Origin of the sequence: Ornithobacterium rhinotracheale DSM 15997 (genome assembly GCF_000265465.1) — a bacterium.
Taxonomy (GTDB): Bacteria; Bacteroidota; Bacteroidia; order Flavobacteriales; family Weeksellaceae; genus Ornithobacterium; species Ornithobacterium rhinotracheale.
In genome coordinates, this window is sequence record NC_018016.1 from 1,157,939 (window position 1) to 1,177,169 (window position 19,231).

The 19,231-nt window shown below is 38.7% G+C and carries 16 protein-coding genes, 1 tRNA gene and 1 pseudogene; 8 read left to right on the plus strand and 10 right to left on the minus strand.

The genetic code is table 11. The annotated features are described in order from the left end of the window. Nucleotides 1-15: 15 nt before the first annotated feature. From ORNRH_RS05390 to ORNRH_RS05410, 5 genes are all read left to right on the plus strand, one after another. Nucleotides 16-2,652: a carboxypeptidase regulatory-like domain-containing protein gene (locus ORNRH_RS05390; protein WP_014790885.1), complete on the plus strand. Its 2,637-nt coding sequence runs from the start codon at nt 16-18 to the stop codon at nt 2,650-2,652. An 86-nt stretch (nt 2,653-2,738) separates the two neighbouring features. Further along, the gene (locus ORNRH_RS05395; protein ID WP_014790886.1) at nt 2,739-3,812 is read left to right on the plus strand and encodes a bifunctional 3-deoxy-7-phosphoheptulonate synthase/chorismate mutase type II; all 1,074 of its coding nucleotides are present in this window, start codon (nt 2,739-2,741) and stop codon (nt 3,810-3,812) included. Between the two features lie 5 nt (nt 3,813-3,817). Next, nucleotides 3,818-4,747 carry a ribosome small subunit-dependent GTPase A gene (rsgA, locus tag ORNRH_RS05400; RefSeq protein WP_014790887.1) on the plus strand — a complete coding sequence of 310 codons (930 nt, stop codon included), beginning with the start codon at nt 3,818-3,820 and terminating at the stop codon, nt 4,745-4,747. Then, entirely contained in the window at nt 4,722-5,177 is a 456-nt protein-coding gene (dtd, locus tag ORNRH_RS05405) for a D-aminoacyl-tRNA deacylase (protein ID WP_014790888.1), read from the plus strand. Before rsgA ends, dtd begins: the two co-directional genes overlap by 26 nt. After that, entirely contained in the window at nt 5,178-5,438 is a 261-nt protein-coding gene (locus tag ORNRH_RS05410; protein ID WP_036601370.1) for a hypothetical protein, read from the plus strand. 155 nt (nt 5,439-5,593) lie between these two features. On the opposite strand, the gene ORNRH_RS05415 is transcribed toward ORNRH_RS05410, so the two are convergent. The 7 genes and pseudogenes from ORNRH_RS05415 to nhaD all read right to left on the minus strand — a co-directional run bounded on the left by ORNRH_RS05415 (nt 5,594) and on the right by nhaD (nt 10,931). Further along, nucleotides 5,594-6,028 carry a lipocalin family protein gene (locus tag ORNRH_RS05415; protein ID WP_014790890.1) on the minus strand — a complete coding sequence of 145 codons (435 nt, stop codon included), beginning with the start codon at nt 6,026-6,028 and terminating at the stop codon, nt 5,594-5,596. Between the two features lie 161 nt (nt 6,029-6,189). Next, nucleotides 6,190-6,403 (minus strand): annotated as a pseudogene (locus ORNRH_RS05420) (HU family DNA-binding protein); the annotation flags it as partial. Between the two features lie 173 nt (nt 6,404-6,576). Beyond that, nucleotides 6,577-7,200, minus strand: coding sequence for a hypothetical protein (locus tag ORNRH_RS05425; protein WP_014790891.1), 624 nt, complete (start codon nt 7,198-7,200; stop codon nt 6,577-6,579). Nucleotides 7,201-7,285: 85 nt separating this feature from the next. After that, nucleotides 7,286-7,474, minus strand: a complete 189-nt coding sequence (locus ORNRH_RS05430; protein ID WP_014790892.1) for a hypothetical protein — start codon at nt 7,472-7,474, stop codon at nt 7,286-7,288. A gap of 2 nt (nt 7,475-7,476) precedes the next feature. Continuing rightward, a complete protein-coding gene (locus tag ORNRH_RS05435; RefSeq protein ID WP_014790893.1) occupies nt 7,477-8,817 on the minus strand; it encodes a UDP-N-acetylmuramate--L-alanine ligase in 1,341 nt (446 codons plus the stop codon). Between the two features lie 323 nt (nt 8,818-9,140). Next, entirely contained in the window at nt 9,141-9,518 is a 378-nt protein-coding gene (gene folB / locus ORNRH_RS05440) for a dihydroneopterin aldolase (protein ID WP_014790895.1), read from the minus strand. Then, a complete protein-coding gene (gene nhaD / locus ORNRH_RS05445) occupies nt 9,519-10,931 on the minus strand; it encodes a sodium:proton antiporter NhaD (protein ID WP_014790896.1) in 1,413 nt (470 codons plus the stop codon). Nucleotides 10,932-11,203: 272 nt separating this feature from the next. On the opposite strand from nhaD, the gene ORNRH_RS05450 reads away from it, so the two are divergent. Further along, a tRNA-Ile gene (locus ORNRH_RS05450) sits at nt 11,204-11,277 on the plus strand. A gap of 67 nt (nt 11,278-11,344) precedes the next feature. Here the strand turns inward: ORNRH_RS05450 and ORNRH_RS05455 are convergent. Together ORNRH_RS05455 and metG are read right to left on the minus strand one after the other, a co-directional pair. Further along, nucleotides 11,345-11,662, minus strand: coding sequence for a hypothetical protein (locus ORNRH_RS05455; protein WP_014790897.1), 318 nt, complete (start codon nt 11,660-11,662; stop codon nt 11,345-11,347). A gap of 81 nt (nt 11,663-11,743) precedes the next feature. Beyond that, nucleotides 11,744-13,777 (minus strand): methionine--tRNA ligase, encoded by a 2,034-nt coding sequence (gene metG / locus ORNRH_RS05460; protein WP_014790898.1) that lies wholly within the window; start codon nt 13,775-13,777, stop codon nt 11,744-11,746. 170 nt (nt 13,778-13,947) lie between these two features. On the opposite strand from metG, the gene ORNRH_RS05465 reads away from it, so the two are divergent. Together ORNRH_RS05465 and ORNRH_RS05470 are read left to right on the plus strand one after the other, a co-directional pair. Continuing rightward, on the plus strand, nt 13,948-14,484 hold the full coding sequence (locus ORNRH_RS05465; RefSeq protein WP_014790899.1) for a hypothetical protein: 537 nt from the start codon (nt 13,948-13,950) through the stop codon (nt 14,482-14,484). 128 nt (nt 14,485-14,612) lie between these two features. Continuing rightward, nucleotides 14,613-16,640, plus strand: a complete 2,028-nt coding sequence (locus ORNRH_RS05470) for a M3 family metallopeptidase (RefSeq protein ID WP_014790900.1) — start codon at nt 14,613-14,615, stop codon at nt 16,638-16,640. 265 nt (nt 16,641-16,905) lie between these two features. Here the strand turns inward: ORNRH_RS05470 and ORNRH_RS05475 are convergent, their stop codons facing one another. Next, a complete protein-coding gene (locus ORNRH_RS05475; protein ID WP_014790901.1) occupies nt 16,906-19,230 on the minus strand; it encodes a penicillin-binding protein 1A in 2,325 nt (774 codons plus the stop codon). Between the last annotated feature and the right edge of the window lies 1 nt (nt 19,231).

Consider the following 19,231-nt stretch of genomic DNA (forward strand, 5'->3'; position numbering starts at 1 on the left):
ATTTCAAAGCCCTAAATGGTGACAAAAAAAGCATTTTTACTATATTTTTTAGTCCTGAGCTCGTGGGCATTGCATGCACAAAGTGTGATAAAGGGAACTTTGTCCGATGAAAATGCAACGCCCATAAGCGGGGCAAGCGTGAGCCTTGTTTCGCCTAAAGATGAGGAGATTATTGCCTACACTTTTTCGGACAAAAATGGAAAATACCAAATTGAAACCAATTCTCCGCTCAAGGAACTTTATATTGTAGTGAGTGCTATGAATTTTGGAGAAAAAAAATCCAAAATCCAAAATCAATCGCAGACTAAAAATTTCACTTTAGAGGGCGAAATCATTCAGCTTAAAGAAATTGTGGCAAAATCCACGCCTATTCGCCGAAAAGGCGACACGATAAGCTATGATGTCAAAAGTTTTGCAAAATCCCAAGACCGAAATCTGGAAGATATCTTAAAACGATTGCCTGGCATAGAGGTAGAAAAAAGTGGACGCGTGCTCTACCAAGGCTCCCCCATCAATAAATTTTATGTAGAGGGCTTAGACCTTGTGGACGGAAAATATAAAATCATTAATCAAAATCTGCCCCACAAAGAAGTAGCGAGTGTGCAAGTACTGGAGAACCACCAGCCTATAAAAATGCTGGATAGTTTGGTGTTTTCGGACAAAGCAGCACTAAACATTAAGCTTAGAAACAAGTTCACGCACACGGGCTCGGCAGAATTAGGCATAGGCGGCAGTCCGCTACTGTGGAAAGCTAACTTAAGCCCCATGTTTTTTTCCAGAAAAAGACAATATTTACTCTCGTACCAAACGACCAACACGGGCGAAAAATTAGAACAACAAAATCAAGTTTTCATCAACTCGAATCTAGAAGCCGTGGCACCAACTTCGCAACAGAACACTTGGCTCAGCTTGCCTGAAGCCACACCACCCGCGGTCTCGCCCTTGTATTGGAACAACAACAATGCACATTTAGTTTCGCTTAATTATATTCAGAAATTTAAGAATGATTACACCATACGATTCAACAATTCGTATTTTAATGATTTTCAGAAGATAGAAGGCGAGTCCAGCACGCTTTACTTTAATAATGGGCAGGGCTTAAAAGTTTTTGAAAACATGAAAAATCGTGTTTTTACCAATGAGCTGAACTCAACTTTGAAAATCGAAAAAAATGTGCAAAATTACTTTTTCAACAATACATTGAATTACAAAGCTCATTGGGACGGCGAAGATGTTTTCTTGCAATCCAATCAAGGAAATTTTAATCAAAATCTAAACAGCAAAAATTTTGGAATTTCCAATGATTTGAGCACCATGTTCACCATTGGTAAGCAAATTTTGAGTGTAAATTCCAATATTTCTTATGCCAGCGCACCGCAGAATTTAGGCATAAAACCTGGCGTATTTCAAGAATTATTCCCACAATCCATAGACGGATATTTGGCGCAAAACATAAATTTAAAGCATTTTTATACCAACAATTATGTGGGGTTCAATAAAGGTTTGGGTAAATTTAATTTTAGCAATAAATTCGGATTTAGCCTTGAAAACAAAAAATTGAACACGGACATCGCGGTGGACAATCAAGCTCCTTTGTCCGATGATTTCTACAATCATTTAAAACTGAAAAATTCGCTTTTTTATGCAAAAACAAGATTGGAAACCAAGCTAAACCGATGGTTGTTTAGCCTTTCGCTGCCCGTTACTCAGCAATTTATGCAATGGGAAGATGTGCCTTTGCTGCAAGACAATCGCAAGTATTTAACAAGATTTGAACCTTATTTTTCGGTGCACTATGACGCTAAGTCTTTTTGGAAATATTCGGCTTATGTAAATTGGGATCAATCGCTGGGCAACATCGGCGACTTGTACTACGCTTATATCCTGAAAAATTACCGAAGAATTGAGCGTATGCCAGGCATTTTGCCCGAAAACAAAACATTTAATTATGGGCTTAATCTTGAATACAAGAATCCGCTTGAAAGCATTTTTGCCTTTGCCAAATACAAGCGTTCGCACTACAAAAGCAATTTGATTTATAGCACAAATCTTGAAAAAAATGGTGCGACTTTTATCGATGCCACGGAGCAAGATAACACCTCTGAATCTCAAAGCATAACGCTACGATTTGACAAATATTTTAGCGACATCAAGACCAATCTCTCGATGACGGGACAATGGAGTGAACATAAATCTGAACAAATCTTCAACGCCAAAAAAGATTGGAGCCAAAGCGAAACGATACTGGGAAAAGCCAAGCTACAGACGCAGTTTTTCGACCAATTCAAAGCGGAATACACCATAAATCTTTCGCGCACACAACCAAGCTGGAGCGGACAAAAACAACAAGCCATCATCGGGCAAAGCCATTGGGTAGAATTTATCATTTCGCCATGGAAACAGCACAGCATCATCAGCCAAACCGAATGGGTGAAAAACAGCCTTTTCAGCGGAAACCAAACCTATCTTTTCTCAAATTTGAGATACCAATTTGCCTTACAAAAAAACAAAATCGATTTTGAAATTATATGGAATAATATTTTTAACCTAAAAGAATACAAAACGCTGTATTCTTCGCCACTTTCATCCACCGAAAATGTTTACCAGTTAAGACCTTCTCAAATTTTGGCAAAAATCAAATTTAGTTTATAAATTTTACTTCATTTTTTGTAAAAATCAAGCTTTTAAAAGCAAAAAAATGATTAAATTGCCCTCCATTTAATAAACTAATGAAACCTATGGAAATTAACAACTGGATCGAGAGTTTTAAAAAACCACTTGTAATCGCTGGCCCATGTAGTGCAGAAAGCGAAAAACAAATGCTACAAATTGCTGAAGAATTGCCTAAGGATAAAGTAGAAATCTTCAGAGCAGGAATCTGGAAACCACGAACTAAGCCTAATTGCTTCGAGGGAGTGGGTGCCATCGGGCTCAATTGGCTGGCTAAAGTGCGTGAGGAATTTGGCTTTAAAATCGGAACCGAAATCGCTAATGCCAATCACGCAAAATTGGCACTTGAGTGTGATGTAGATATGTTATGGATTGGGGCTAGAACTACGGTAAACCCTTTCCAAGTGCAAGAAATTGCAGAAGCTTTGCGCGATACTGATAAAGTGGTTTTGGTAAAAAATCCAATCAACCCAGATTTGGAATTATGGATTGGTGCCATGGAGCGTTTGGCGGGGCAAGGCATCAAGAATTTAGGAGTAATCCACCGTGGATTCTCTGACTATAAAAAGACTAAATACCGCAACCAACCACAATGGCAAATTGCACTTGATTTCAAAAATCGCTTACCAGAAATGCCGATTATTTGCGACCCTTCGCACATTGCAGGACGCAGAGATTTAATCGAAGAAATTTCTCAAAAAGCGATGAACTTCGGCTTCCAAGGCTTAATGATCGAAACACACCACACACCAGACGAAGCGTGGAGCGATGCTAGCCAACAGGTTACGCCAGCAAGATTAAACGAAATTCTTGAAAGCTTAAAAGTGAGAAAAGAAGACGATGCTGATACCGACTTCCACACCACTTTGGCTCAACTGAGAAATAAAATCGACGAGGCAGACAATCGCATTCTTGAAATGATCAACGAGCGTATGGACATTGCAAAAGCCATCGGTACGCTTAAAAAAGAACACAATGTTACCGTGTTCCAGCCTAAGAGATGGAACTTGATCCAAGAACAAATTTTGGAAAAAGCCACTAAATTTGGCTTGTCTGAGGAGTTTGTTAATCGATTCTTGACTGCCGTGCACCAAGAATCAATCAAAATGCAAAACGAAATCATGGCTGATAAAAAAGCCTAATTTCAATGAAAGGACGCGTAATAAAATCCACGGGAAGCTGGTACAGCATCGCTACCGATTCGGGCGAAACTTTTGAGGCAAGAATTAGAGGTAAATTCAGGCTTAAAGGCATCAAACACACCAATCCGATTGCGGTGGGCGACGAAGTGGAATTTAGCTTAGATAAAGACAATATTGCTTTTATAGAAAAAATTTACGAGCGCCATAATTACATTATTCGGCGCTCGGTAAATTTATCTAAGAAAACACATATTATCGCCTCAAACATAGATGTAGCAGTGATTCTCGCTACATTCAAAAATCCACGCACTTCTACGGGCTTTATCGACAGATTTCTGGTTACAGCCGAGGCATATCACATTCATCCCGTAATTTTGTTTAACAAAGTAGACGAAATCACACCAGAGGAACGCCCAGAGTTTGAAGCTCTCAAGAAAATCTATACCGATATTGGCTATCAAGTTTTGGAAATTTCTGCTACCGAAAACATTGGGCTCAATAAAGTAAAAGACCTGCTCAAAGACCAAACGAGCGTATTTATGGGACATTCTGGCGTGGGCAAATCTACCTTGGTAAATGCCTTAAATCCTGAATTAAATTTAAAAACTAAAACGGTATCTACCTTTAACCAAAAAGGGCAACATACCACTACTTTTGCACAAATGTACGCTTGGCCGTTTGGCGGCTACATTATCGACACGCCAGGGATTAAGGAATTTGGTTTGGCAGATTTTGAAGAAGATGAAATCCAAAACTATTTCCCAGAACTTTTTAAGCTAAAACAAGATTGCAAATTCCATAATTGCAAGCACCTCAACGAGCCTAAATGTGCCGTGAAAGAGGCTTTGGAAGCTGGAGAAATAGCACCAAGCCGTTTTGAAAGTTATTTAAATTTTATCGCAGAAAGTAATGAGAGTAGTCATACAAAGAGTTAAACACGCACAAGTAGAAGTTGCCGAACAATTAATCGGGAAAATTGGATTGGGACTGATGATTTTAATCGGATTTGAGGCGGAGGAGACCGAAGAAGAGTTTGAATGGCTGAGCCAAAAAATCGTGAATCTTCGCATTTTTCCCGATGAAAATGGTGTGATGAACCGTTCTATTTTGGACTGCGATGGCGAAATTTTGCTCGTGAGCCAATTCACGCTACATGCAGCAACCAAGAAGGGAAACCGCCCGTCGTATATACGAGCAGCTAAGCCTGATTTAGCGATTCCGTATTATGAAAAAATGATTTCGGTTTTGGGTCAAAAACTGGGAAAACCTGTGCAAACGGGAGAATTTGGTGCGGATATGCAGGTAAGCCTTTTAAACGATGGCCCTGTAACTATAATCATTGACACCAAGCAGAAAGATTTTTAATTGAAATTTTCACACAGAGACTCTGAGTTGAGCTCAGAGTGGCACAATCATAACGATTTTAGCAAAAAAATAAAACACAATGTCATGATGCTGAACTTGATTCAGCATCTCATAAAAAAAGCTTCAAAAATTGAAAACTACAATGTAGAAGAAATTCACCATGCGATGCAAGATTTCGTAAACACGCACGAAATAGGATTTGGCAAAATCATGATGTCACTCCTTTCGCTTGCATGCCCCAGATATTCCTGTGATTATTGAACTGCTGGACAAAGAAAAAGTGCAAAAAAGAATGCAAAACTTTTTGCAAGCGCAAGGGTAAAAGATATACCTAAAAAAGTATTGTGTACTTTATAATACAGTAAAAGCCCTTTCTAGATTATATTAGAAAGGGCTTTCTTACATATATTAAGAGTTTACTTCTTTCTGTATTTACCTCTCAACTCTACATCAAAACCTCCAGATTTATATCTCAAGATAGTTTCCATATATTTATCATCTAATTTTACGATATCGTAAGTTACAGGATCGTGCTCATCGTCATCTATCAACACAAAACTTTTTTCTGAAGCTTTAAACGTGCCTTTTTCAGCAGTCGATTTACACCCCTCATCTGTGTCTTCTTTATCTATAAAAAGATATGTATTATCTTCATAAAAAGTGTAAGTGGGGATACAATTATTGTAGTCAATAACTGTGTTGTTTTTAATTTCTTGATATAACTCCCACTCTCCATATAATTTCTTATATGGATCATTTTTTCCTCCTCCATCATCATCTTTACTACAAGAGGTAAATAAAATGGCACTTAATGCCACTAAAACTAAACTCAAAAATTTAATCTTTTTCATATCAAATAAATTTTAAAAATTGCCTACTCTATAAGGTTTTCGGCTTCCCCTTTTTTATTATTTTAATTCCTAACTATCGCTTCCCGAAAAACACGTGTCTTTTTTAAAAAAACACACTACATTTTTCCAAAAAACACACGTGTTTTTTTTTCGGGCGGTGCTTAGAGCTTTTCGCAGGTTAGGTTATTCAACATTTTTTTCAAATCTTTGCCTGGGGTAAAAACCACTTTTGCCCCTTTAATGCTTGCTGCCGTTACTTCTTCCTCTTTAGCCTTTCCCTCGCTGCTGATGTTGATACGCATACTCTCCAGCTCGCCTAGGCACCCCGCATTACCTTACTCCGGTTTGCATTACATCTACTAGCGCATACAGCACTTAGTTGCCTTTTCTGAATTACTTTGCACTTAATTGGTGTTTTTTTATTAAATATTACACATAGAGGCTCTGAGCAAAGCCCAGAAGGACACAACATAATAATTTTAACTAAAACTAAAAACACCTATATGCCGAACTTGATTCATCATCTTATAAAAAAGTTTTTTTAAATATTACTCTTTCACGTGTGGCATTTTTTTGCTTGCATTTCTCATCAGCGCATCCACCAGTCTGTTGGAATTGGTAAAAGAACCGCCTGCTTTGTGATTGTAGCTCCAGATCATTTTACCGGTTTTGCCATCATATACATTTAAGTCTACCACAGCCTCGTTAGTGTTTCCTGAAAATCCAACCAATACAGCCGCGGCAATGGCTGCCCCCTGAGACATAGGACGAGACAATGAATACTTAGAAGCTAGTACAGCATCTACGCCCAATATTTTTGCCAATTCCTGAGCGGTAAACAGTTCTGGATCTTTGTAATACCCTGCCTTTTTTAGTTTAGAAATCGTGGTCTGAACATCTTGAATCTCTGTTGTTATTTTGCCCTGAGACTTTCTTTTCAACAGCCAACTACACATCTCTCTTTGGAAATCATCGGAATCTTTTTTCTCTTGCTCTTGAATCGCCTTGGGATCATCTTTTTTTCTAACTTCTATAAAAACTTTAGGAGGCAAAACAGCAAGACTGCGATGAGACTCTGACAACTGTTTTGCTTGCGGATCTGAATAAATCTTTGGCGCACAAGACACTATTAAAAAAAGTGCCGTAAACAATACAAATACTTTTGTTCTCATGTGTTATTAAATTTTCGTTTTGCTCAAAGTTAATCTTTTTTTTCACAAAAAGAACATCAAAGTATTAAAATATTAAAACTTATACTTAATCTTTGTTCTCTCCATATTTAAAGAACAAGTACATTCCGCCGAGCGAAAAAAGGAATACAAAAATAATCTGAATTATATTTTCAACCGTCCAGCCCTCGCGATACACATGCGGCACATTGATCAAAACCATCATAATCAATGCGAAAATCAATGCTCTTAAAAAGGGCTTTCTTTTTCTGCTCATTTTTAAATTTCCTTTAAATCAAGCCCTCCGTAGTTCCCGCTACTCATCATCAAAAATACTTTTCCTGCCTTGGGCAAGTTTTCGATGTAATTTTTAAGCCCTTCTGGCTCTGTAAAAACTTCGATACTCTTGTCATTAAAGGCTTCTTTGATAAATGCAGGCTCTATGGGCTCTCGGCGTTTTATGCGCAAAGCCTCTTCGCTATAATACACAATTTTGATTTCGGCTTTTGCCAAACTGTCTTTGTATTGTGCCAAAAATTCAGGATTGAGCGAACTATAAGTGTGCAATTCTAGACACGCCACTAGATCTTTGTCAGGATATTGTTCCTTTACTGCCGCCGTGGTAGAAGTTACTTTAGATGGCGAATGCGCGTAGTCCTTATACACCACATAGTCTTTACTTCTTTTAACCAGTTCAAGGCGTTTAGATGCCCCCGTAAAGCTTTGAATGGCTTCGTAGAACTCTTCATCCATCATGCCTAAGTGATTGCAAATGTGTCTTGCCCCTTCTAAATTGCTTAAATTATGTTTTCCAAAGATTTCTAAAGGAATTGGCCCTTCAGCTGTTTCTAAATAGGTGATACCGTCCTCGATATAATGTGCAGGCGTCTTATACGGAATCTTGCGAATTGGATTTTGAGATTTCAACACCACGCGCACCACATTTGGATCCTCTGCATTATAGACAATGATTCCACCATTGGTGATGCTATCTACGAATTTCTCGAATTGTTCCACATAATTCTCAAAAGTTGGAAAAACATTGATGTGATCCCACGCTATACCACTCAAAAGTGCCACATTGGGCTGATACAACAAGAATTTTGAACGACGATCGAGCGCAGATGACAAATATTCATCTCCCTCCATAATCATAAAATCGCTCTCCTCTGTCGAGCGCACCATCACTTCAAAACCTTCTAATTGAGCCCCTACCATATAATCCTCCTCTCTGCCATGATAATGCAACGCATGCAAAATCATCGAAGTAATGGTGGTTTTTCCGTGCGAACCGCCTATGACTACGCGTGTTTTATCCTTGGATTGCTCGTACAAAAACTCTGGATACGAATAAATCTTTAGTCCCAATTCCTGTGCTCTCAGCATTTCTGGATTATCGCTATGGGCATGCATACCAAGGATTACAGCATCCAAATCAGGTGTAATGCGCTCCGGAAACCACCCGATGGCAGGTGGCAAAATGCCATATTTTTCTAATCTGGATTTAGAAGGCTCAAAAAGTGAATCGTCTGAACCTGTAACTTGGTAGCCTTTTTGCTTTAAAGCTATGGCTAAATTGTGCATGGCACTCCCTCCTATGGCGATAAAATGGACTTTCATAGATAATTTTATTTCGTCTGCCAAAGATACAAATTATACAACGCTTTTTTGGGATTAATTCCTACTTTTTGAAAGTGTAAAGTGAACAATTTGTTAAACATTTGAGTTTCAATCATAAATTAATGCCAATAATTATTTTTAGTATGTTTTGGCACATGATTTGAAAAATAAAAGACAAATACAAGCGCTAAATTTGTATTTGTCCTCATGTGTTAGAATTTTACTCCCGTTGTGAATCAGCGGGAGTTTTTTTATGTGTAAACTTTATTTCTCTTAGCCTTCACTATTTATTTTAGCCCCGAGCTAGTTTAAGCAAAAAACCTTTAAAAATGGATTTTTGGTTTAAATTTTTGATACATCTTCACGCTTGCACTTTCGATATTGCCAGGCATGGGCGGATCAAGTTTAGCCAATTGAATTTCAGCTCCTTCTATTTGATCTGAATAATTTTTTATTTCGGCTAAAATGTCATAGCATACTTTTTCCAAAAGATTGCTCTTCTGCTTCATTCGGCGATGAATTATTTCTGACAAGTCTGCATAATTAATCGTATGCTGCAAATCGTCGGTTTTTCCCGCCTGCGTTAAATCTACCTCCACACGCAAATTTACCACATACCACGCACCGATTACATTTTCTTCGGGCAAGCAGCCGTGGTATGCGTAAATTTTAATATTGCTTAAATGAATTTCGCTAGTCATCTAGTGCATTTGTTGAATAAGTGTTACGGTAGGCTCCACAGATTCGTACATACCTAAATGCTTAAAGGCTATGATAAGCAATGAACCTGCGATAAAGCCAATGAATGCCAACCATGAGATATTCTTTAAATACCAAAAAAAATCGATTTTCTCCATTCCCATCGCGGCAACACCAGCGGCAGAACCAATAATAAGCATGGAACCACCTGTACCTGCTGCATATGCAATGAAGTGCCACAATTCGGCATCCATAGGGTCGCTAAACATTCCGATAGAAGCAGCTACTAATGGCACATTGTCGATCACTGCAGAGGCTACCCCAAGCAATAATACTACGATTTCTTCCTGCGGGATTGTGGTATTTAGCCATTCTGCAAAATTGAAAAGCATTCCTAAACTTTCTAATGCGGCTACTGCCATCAAAATTCCTAAGAAGAATAAGATACTTGACATTTCAATTCTGCCCAAAGCTCTGTGCACAGAGAATTGTTTTTTTCTTTGGTGAACTTCCTCCATTGTATTACAATCGTTGTAATCAAACTTAAAGTTTGTTACAAACTCTGCGGCAAACCACACAACACCTAGAGATAACATCATTCCCACATAAGGAGGCAAGTGAGTTATGGTTTTGAACACTGGCACAAATATAATCATGCCTAAACCTAGATAAAGCATCAATGCACTGCTCGGTAATTTCTCTTGTCTGGCATCTTCCTCAGGCGTTACTGTTCCCTTGAAAGCTGGTAGGAAAGATGCAATTCCGAAAGGAACTACAAAGCATAAAATTGCTGGAATCACTAAATATTCAATAAGTTTTGCAACACTTACTTTTCCTGCAATCCATAACATAGTGGTGGTAACATCCCCGATTGGAGACCATGCTCCTCCTGCATTGGCAGCAACGACAATAAGCCCTGCATACCAAAGACGCTCTTCTTTGTTTGGAATAATTTTTCTAAGAATAGTGATCAATACAATAGTGGCAGTAAGGTTGTCGATAATTGCTGATAATAAAAAGGCTAAAAAACCTACAATCCAAAGTAGTTTACGCTTGCTGCGTGTTTTCACAAAGTCTTTAATGATTTCGAACCCTCTGTGCAAATCAATGATTTCTACAATGGTCATGGCTCCGATAAGGAAAAATAAGATCTCGGCAGTTTTCCCTAAATGGTGAAGTAAACTTTCTTCTATCGCCTCAAGTTTAGCTTCGCTCACATCTGGAATACCAAGATGCTCGAAGATAGGCACCAGCCCATTATTGATTTCGTACACGGTGAGCAAATTGGTCGAAAGTATTGCCCACATAACGGCTGCCATGATGAGTGCAGGCACTGTTTTATCTAACTTGATAGAGTGCTCTAAAGTGATTAAAACATAACCAACAATAAAAACTAAAACAATAATTGTGTCCATAGGTTTGAATTTGTTTAATTATTACAAACTCCAATTTTACGAATTTTATATGAATTTTTAAGTCTATACACGCCCCAAATTCACATTGACATTAATCATAGGGCAGTTTTAAGATTTAAAATTTTGAATATTACAAAAATTGTTTATTTTAGAAGGGTGGAAGTTATATTTTTCTAAAAATATGGCAAAAATGCTTTTTTGTGTGATAGGATAAATCCAAATATTTGGATAAGAAAAAAAATAGAATTATATTTGCAGTCCGTTTAAAACGGGGTCCTATAGCTCAGCTGGTTAGAGCACTTGACTCATAATCAAGGGGTCCCTGGTTCGAGCCCAGGTGGGACCACCTACAAAAGCACTGATTTTTTCGGTGCTTTTGTTGTTTTTATCCGCTTCATTAAAACTCCTCTTTGTTAAAGTTTCTCATCTTCACTTTTCAAAAACTCATCATCCTTGCGGAAAGCATAGTAGCTTTTCAAAAATGGAATATTTATAAAAGTGAGCAATAAAATCCAATTGATTCGGTTTTGCTTGCTTATGTTTTTAAATGAAAATAGACGAAATACTAAGTAGCTTAACGCCAAAACATTAATTATAAAAATATTCATCACAACCGCATAGAACTCCGCGCCGAGCATGGTAGGATAAAAGAGCAATACAAATAAGAATAGCAACGAGGTTAAATCTACTAGAAAGATAAGCGATTTGATAATGGTGGGAATTTCTCTCATTTTTCTTTAAAGGTATGAACTTTTTTCCAAATAAAAAAGCACTCCGAAGAGTGCTTTTATTTTCTATTTTATTTAAAAATATTAATTCACAGCAACGCCATTATCCACTTCGTCTTCAGGATTTAAGAAAGTCAATTTCCCATTCGGTTTATCGCAGAAAAGCAACATTCCTTGGCTTTCGATTCCTTTGATTTTTCGCGGTGCTAAATTTACCAAAACGCTCGCACGCTTGCCCACCACTTCTTCTGGCGAAAAACTTTCAGCAATGCCCGATACAATCGTGCGCACATCTAGCCCCGTGTCTACTTTAAGTTTAAGCAATCGGTCGGCTCCTTTCACTTTTTCTGCTTCTAAAATAGTACCGATTCTGATGTCCATTTTTTGGAAATCATCAAAACTAATTTCTGCTTTTTGTGGTTCTGCGTTAGGATTTGTCATTTTATTTAATCTTTTAGATTCGTTTAATTTAGCCAATTGTAGTTCCACTACTTCATCATCTATTTTCTCGAACAACAACTCTGGCTTGCCTAATTGATGTCCCGCAGGCAATAAAGTATCTGTTTCATAAAGCGACTGCCATGGTTGAGCCTCCATTCCGAGCATATGCATCATTTTTTCTGCCGATGTAGGCAAGAAAGGCTCGGCACATTGCGTAAGCATCGCAGCGATTTGAATCGCCCCATTCATAATGCTTTCCACTTCTTCTGGAGATTCTTTCACTTTTTTCCAAGGCTCTTGGCTTTGCAAAAACTGATTTCCTAAACGCGCCAAATTCATATATTCTTTCAACGCATTTCTGAACTCAAATTTATCAAGATATTCCCCGATTCTTTTCGGGTATTGGCTTAAGTTTTCAAGCTCGGGATAAGTCTGTTTTGCCACAGGCACCACGCCATCGTAATATTTCTGCGTAAGCACCATTACTCGGTTAAAGAAATTACCCAAAATTCCTACTAATTCCGAATTATTCTTAGTTTGAAAATCTTTCCAAGTAAAGTTATTATCTTTATTTTCAGGCAAATTCGCTGTAAGCACATAGCGCAAAACATCTTCCTTCCCTGGGAAATCGTGCACATATTCGTGTGCCCACACCGCCCAATTGCGAGAAGTTGAAATTTTATCGTTTTCTAGATTTAAAAACTCATTGGCAGGCACATTTTTAGGCAAAATATAATCGCCATGCGCTTTCAACATCACAGGGAAAATCACACAGTGGAACACGATATTATCTTTCCCAATGAAATGGATTAATTCCGTTTCTGGATCTTGCCAATAAGGTTTCCAGTCCTTTCCATTTTTCTCCGCCCACTCTTGCGTAGCAGAAATATAGCCAATCGGTGCATCGAACCATACATAAAGCACTTTTCCTGCCGCATCTTCTAGCGGAACGGGAATTCCCCAATCAAGGTCGCGTGTCATGGCGCGTGGTTTCAACCCATCATCTATCCAAGATTTCACTTGCCCTAAAACATTGGTTTTCCAATCATCTTTGTGCTCTTTCAGCACCCATTCTCTCAAGAAATCCTCGTATTGATCTAGCGGAAGATACCAGTTTTTGGTTTCCTTTTTAATCGGTGCACTACCGCTCAATGCCGATTTAGGATTGATTAATTCTTCTGGACTTAAAGTCGAGCCACATTTCTCACATTGGTCGCCATACGCTCCCTCATTATGGCAATTAGGACATTCTCCCACGATGTAGCGGTCTGCCAAAAATTCACCCGCTTCCTCGTCAAAAAACTGCTCAGAAGTTTCTTCCAAGAAAACACCTTTGTCATACAAAGTTTTAAAAAATCTCGCTGCATTGCCATGGTGGCGCGGAGACGAAGTGCGATCGTAGTGATCAAAAGAAATATTTAAAAATTTAAAAGTATCTTTAATTAAAAAATGGTAGCGATCTACCACTTCTTGTACGCTTATGCCTTCCTTTTTGGCACGAATAGTTACGGGAACCCCATGCTCATCCGACCCGCAAATAAAAACCACATCTTCGCCTTTTCTTCTAAGATAGCGTGCGTAAATATCTGCTGGAACATACACCCCTGCCAAATGCCCAATATGAATCGGCCCATTGGCGTATGGGAGTGCTGCTGTGATTGTATGTCTTTTTGCCATATTCTGTTTTAATATCTAGAGCTTACAAAGTTAAAAAAAATGCACTAAGCGACGAGCATATTCCTTAAATTTTAATCTTAATTAAATTTTTTTCGCATTCATTCTTTTTTTGGCACAAGACTTGATGTGTGTAAAATATACAATAAGTTATTTAAAAAACATTTTAATACATGAAAAAATTCTTACTTTTTTTAATGACATCGGTAGCGCTAGTAAGTTGCAGCTCTGACGATGATAGCGGAAAAATCACCAAGCGTTGTGAGTTTTCTACCACTTATTCAAACTTTTATGACAATCAAAATATTGCATATATAGCAAATCAAGGTCGCTTAACACAATCAGCGGGAGAAAATACTGTTTTTGAAATCAAAACTGTTCCTCCAGCTTGCCCTATCAAAACGATTAGCGGTAGAGAAATTGAAAAAGAAAATAAGACTTACAGAATTCTTTTCCAAGTGCCAAATGGAAATAATCAATTCAATTGGTCTGGCGAAAATTTAGTAGCAAACGACTCTCCAATTTTAGAGATTAGCGATGAAAACAACAGAGTAATTGGCGTCTATTTCATGAACGAGCCAAGCAATTTCATCAGAGCTACCAAAAAAGGAAACAAATGGAATGTTTCTTACTCATTGGAATACAAATCTGCGAATTTCAGTTATAAGCTTGAAAATACAAACCAAGTATTTACTCAGTCTAAACATTAGTAATTTAAGATTGATTTATCATGTTTTTTTAGTTCGCCACCGCTTGAAAAAGGGTGGCGTTTTTTTTATGCCCCATGATTTCGGCATAAAAAATGTAACTTTGTACATCGAAAAAATTTAACTAAAGTATGAGCCAAAATATTTTAACTCAAGACATTTTTAAAACACCTTATCAAACGCCTCCTTTTGAGCAAATAAAACTCGAGGACTACAAACCTGCGTTTGAACAAGCCATTGCAGAAGCTAAAGCCGAAATCGATGCGATTACAGAAAATCCGAATTTGCCCGATTTTTTCAATACAATTGAAGCTTTAAGCCTAAGTGGCGAAAAACTAAATCGTATTTCCTCTATATTTTTTAATTTAAACTCAGCAGAAACCAATGATGAAATGCAGGCACTTGCTCAAGAGATTTCGCCACTTTTGTCTGAATTTAGCAGCGACATTAGTTTAAACAAGGCTTTGTTTGAGCGTATTCAAAAAGTTTACGACAGCAAACCTGAAGGTTTAACGCCCGAGCAACAAAGACTCTTAGACAAAACTTACAAAAACTTTAGCCGAAATGGTGCTTTGCTTTCGGAAAAAGACCAAGAAAGATTGCGACAAATCGACCAAGAATTATCTCTACTTTCGCTACAATTTGGGCAAAATGTCCTAGCGGCAACCAATGACTATGTTTTGCACATTACTGATGAGAAAGACCTCGAAGGGCTACCGCAAGATGAAATTGAGGCGGCTCGTGAGGCAGCGCAAGCTCAATCGCTGCAAGGCTGGGCCATCACGCTACAAATGCCGAGCTATCTGGGCTTTATGAAATATGCCAAAAATCGTGCGCTGCGCGAGCAATTGTACCGAGCTAATGGGGCTAAAAACTTTTCAGAAAACCCATTCAATAATACGGAAAATGTCTTGAAAATCATAAAACTCCGTGCCGAGCGTGCACGTTTGCTAGGTTATAAAAATCACGCGGCTTTTGTTCTGGAGGAGCGTATGGCACAATCGCCAGAAAATGTGCAAAATTTCCTAGAAAACCTGTTGCAAAAGGCAAAACCCTTCGGGCAAGAAGAAATCAAAAAATTAAGTATTTATGCGAAAGAAAAAGAGGGCATCTCTGAATTGATGCCGTGGGATCACGCTTATTTTGCCGAAGCTTACAAAAAAGAAAACTTTAGCCTAAGCGACCAAGAACTAAAACCTTATTTTCAACTTGAAAAAGTGATAGAGGGTGCTTTTGAAATCGCAGAAAAATTATATAATTTAAGCTTTAAAGAAGTAAACGACCTCGAGAAATATCACGCCGATGTACACACTTTCCATGTGATCAAGGAAAATGAAATTATCGGTATTCTTTATACAGATTTCTTTCCAAGAGCAGGAAAACGCCCAGGCGCTTGGATGACTAGCTACCGCGATGGCCACTACCTCCACGGCGAGCATAGGATACCTCAAATTTCCATTGTGTGCAATTTCACCAAGCCCACGGCAGAGAAACCTTCGCTGCTTACTTTTAGCGAAGTTACAACGCTTTTCCACGAGTTTGGACACGCTTTGCACGGCTTGCTTGCCAACACGCAATACGCTAGCCTAGCAGGCACCAATGTGTATTGGGATTTTGTAGAATTGCCATCGCAGTTTATGGAAAATTTCTGCTACGAGCCAGAAGCACTACAACTTTTTGCCAAACATTACCAAACGGAGGAAGTGATTCCACAAAATTTGATTGATAAAATTGTGGCGGCCTCTCAATTTATGGAAGGCTATCAGACTTTGAGGCAACTTGGTTTTGGCCTGCTAGATATGGCTTGGCATACCACTCACCCCGAAAAAATTACGAATTTGGCACAATTTGAAAAAGAACACTTGGCCAGTACGCAGCTCTACCCAAGCGTAGAGGGCGCTAATATAAGCACCTCGTTTAGCCATATTTTCCAAGGCGGATATGCTGCCGGCTATTACAGCTACAAGTGGGCAGAAGTGCTAGATGCCGATGCCTTTGATTACTTTAAACAACACGGCATATTCAACCCTGAAATTGCCCAAAAATTTTACACCCTGCTAAGCAGTGGCGGCACCGTGGACCCAATGCAGCTATACACCGCATTCCGCGGACAAAAACCGAGCAATGCTGCATTATTAAAGCGCGCGGGCTTGGTTTAAAATCTGATAATAAAAGAAAAAGAGCGCTTTCAGCCGAGGCTGAAAGCGCTCTTTCATTTTTCAAAAACCTTTTAATCAAATTAGGAAAATGGCATAAAAAAACCCTTCTTTTTCTCTGAAAAGAAGGGACAAACCTATTAAATTAACCTAAACCTATGAAAAAACTGTTGAGCATCATAATAGATGCCTAACATCATATACCCCAAGTATAAAACTAAAAGTTGGATAATTAAAATTTTGGGGTAAATATTTTTAGTTAAAATTCTTACTCAAAGGAAATTGTATCTTCGGAAGACAAGACCTCATTCACAGATCGCTCGCCTCTTTCTCCCGCATTATCTACATTCCTTTCGCCAAAAGATCGCATGTCTCCAAAATTATAAAACCCATTCTGCGAAGAGCAATCCCATTTCTTTTCTATACCTTCTGGTTTTTCAAACTTATCACTGCTCCTTACACCTAATTTATTGCCTTCGCTATACACCTTCTTCATATAATAAGCCCAGATAGGTAATGCCATTTTTGCCCCTTGAGATTGCCAACCTCTAAAGTGCGCAAAACGATCTTCGTTTCCTACCCAAACGCCTGTTACAAGATTTGGTGTTAATCCAATAAACCATGAATCGGAACCTTCGTTGGTGGTACCTGTTTTTCCCGCTACCTCAGAGGTGATTCCGTAATTACGGATCGACTTACCTGTCCCTTTATTAATTACTCCTTTCATTAAATCTATCATCGTATAAGCCACATCTTCGCTTAATACTTCTCTCGTTTCTGGCTGATAGTCTTTTATTATCTTTCCATTTTTATCTTCTATTGAAAGGATTAATTCTGGTTTAATATAGATTCCGCCATCGGCAAAGGTACTCATCGCTCCCACCATTTCATACAATGTTAAATCTGCTGAACCTAGTGCTATGGTTAAATTGTTTGGGATTGGCGAATTAATCCCTAAATCCTTGGCTAGCTGAATTACTGCCTGAGGGCCACTCTCGGCGATAAGACGCGCAGAAATCACATTGACAGAGTGTGCCAATCCGTCTCTTAAAGACAGTGAACCTCCGTATCTACCACTGGCGTTTCTAGGTTTCCACCCGCCAGAAACAAATGGCTCGTTGGACACCATATGACATGGCGGATAGTTCATCTGGTGTATGGCTGTGGCGTACACAAATGGCTTAAAGGTTGACCCCACTTGGCGGCGTGCCTGTTTCACATGGTCGAATTTAAAATAATCCCAATCTACACCGCCTATCCAAGCCTTGATGGTTCCGTCCTTTGGATCCATGGACATAAGCCCCGCCTCGATGATATGCTTGTGATAGATAATACTATCCATCCAAGATTTATTTTTCTCGTATTTTTTTCCGTCCCAAGTAAAGAATTGTACAGAATCCCTTGGTTTATTAAATTCTGCTAGAATCTCTTCCTCGCTCATGCCCGCATTTTTTCTATTTTTATACATAACGGTGCGGCGCATGGCTGCTTCAAAAATACGCTGACGCTTTTCGCTTGAGATGTTATAGAATGGTGCTTTGGGGTTTCCTCTTTGTTCAGCAAAAAACATTTTTTGTACACTTTTTAAATGCTGTTTTATTGCCTCCTCTCCCATTCTCTGCATTCTCGAATCTATGGAAGTGTAGATTTTCAATCCATCGCGATACAGGTCATAGTGAATTCCGTTTTCTTTTTCGTATTGTTCAAAATATTCTTGTAACTCAACACGCATTGCATATTTAAAGTATGCCGAATATGTTTCCTGCACGCTGCTTTCAAGCATTTTAAAGTTTAGCCCGAGTGGTTCATTTTTATATCTCTCAAATTCATCTCTTGTGAGGAATCCATATTTAAACATTTGGCTAAGCACCACATTTCGCTCATGCAAAGAGCCTTTTGGGTTACTTTTTGGGTTATAAAGTACAGGGCTCTTTAACATTGAAATCAAAACTGCTGATTCTGGCACCGTGAGCTCGTTTGTATGCTTTTGGAAGTAAGTTTGCGCCGCTGCCTCGATACCATTTGCTCTGTAAATAAAATCGAATTTATTAAGATACATCGTAATGATTTCCTCCTTGGTATATAATCTCTCCAATTGCAGGGCAACTACCCATTCTTTGAGCTTCTGCTTAACTCTCCCCACTTTGTTCGATGACACTTTCTGGGTGAACAATTGCTTGGCAAGCTGCTGAGTAATTGTACTCCCGCCACCGTCTTTTCCTCCACTCGCAATGGCACGCATAACAGACTCGCCATCAATCCCTGAGTGATTTAAAAAACGAACATCCTCTCTCGCCAAAAGTGCCTTGACCAAATGTGGAGGAAGATCGCTATAAGTAACAGGGATACGCTTCTCTTTTTCAAACTTATCAATCAATTTCCCGTCTGATGAATAAATCTCTGACGCTACATTGATTTCTGGGTTTTCAAGGTCTTGCACATCTGGCAATGGCCCCAGCATCCCTTTTGATGTTCCGTATAAAACGGCAACGATCGAGATAACTCCTCCTAAAAGGATAGACCAGAAAAGCAAAATTCCACGCATAATCCATGGATTCTTTTTTTTCTTTTTAGTATTATTTGTACTAGCCATA

Coding starts and splice junctions, on each gene's coding strand:
- ORNRH_RS05455 (WP_014790897.1), bottom strand. CDS start 11,662: ATGAGAGAAATTCCCACCATTATCAAATCGCTTATCTTTCTAGTAGAT.
- ORNRH_RS05435 (WP_014790893.1), bottom strand. CDS start 8,817: ATGAAAGTCCATTTTATCGCCATAGGAGGGAGTGCCATGCACAATTTA.
- metG (WP_014790898.1), bottom strand. CDS start 13,777: ATGGCAAAAAGACATACAATCACAGCAGCACTCCCATACGCCAATGGG.
- ORNRH_RS05430 (WP_014790892.1), bottom strand. CDS start 7,474: ATGAGCAGAAAAAGAAAGCCCTTTTTAAGAGCATTGATTTTCGCATTG.
- rsgA (WP_014790887.1), top strand. CDS start 3,818: ATGAAAGGACGCGTAATAAAATCCACGGGAAGCTGGTACAGCATCGCT.
- ORNRH_RS05415 (WP_014790890.1), bottom strand. CDS start 6,028: ATGAAAAAGATTAAATTTTTGAGTTTAGTTTTAGTGGCATTAAGTGCC.
- dtd (WP_014790888.1), top strand. CDS start 4,722: ATGAGAGTAGTCATACAAAGAGTTAAACACGCACAAGTAGAAGTTGCC.
- ORNRH_RS05465 (WP_014790899.1), top strand. CDS start 13,948: ATGAAAAAATTCTTACTTTTTTTAATGACATCGGTAGCGCTAGTAAGT.
- ORNRH_RS05425 (WP_014790891.1), bottom strand. CDS start 7,200: ATGAGAACAAAAGTATTTGTATTGTTTACGGCACTTTTTTTAATAGTG.
- ORNRH_RS05470 (WP_014790900.1), top strand. CDS start 14,613: ATGAGCCAAAATATTTTAACTCAAGACATTTTTAAAACACCTTATCAA.
- ORNRH_RS05395 (WP_014790886.1), top strand. CDS start 2,739: ATGGAAATTAACAACTGGATCGAGAGTTTTAAAAAACCACTTGTAATC.
- ORNRH_RS05475 (WP_014790901.1), bottom strand. CDS start 19,230: ATGGCTAGTACAAATAATACTAAAAAGAAAAAAAAGAATCCATGGATT.
- nhaD (WP_014790896.1), bottom strand. CDS start 10,931: ATGGACACAATTATTGTTTTAGTTTTTATTGTTGGTTATGTTTTAATC.
- ORNRH_RS05390 (WP_014790885.1), top strand. CDS start 16: ATGGTGACAAAAAAAGCATTTTTACTATATTTTTTAGTCCTGAGCTCG.
- folB (WP_014790895.1), bottom strand. CDS start 9,518: ATGACTAGCGAAATTCATTTAAGCAATATTAAAATTTACGCATACCAC.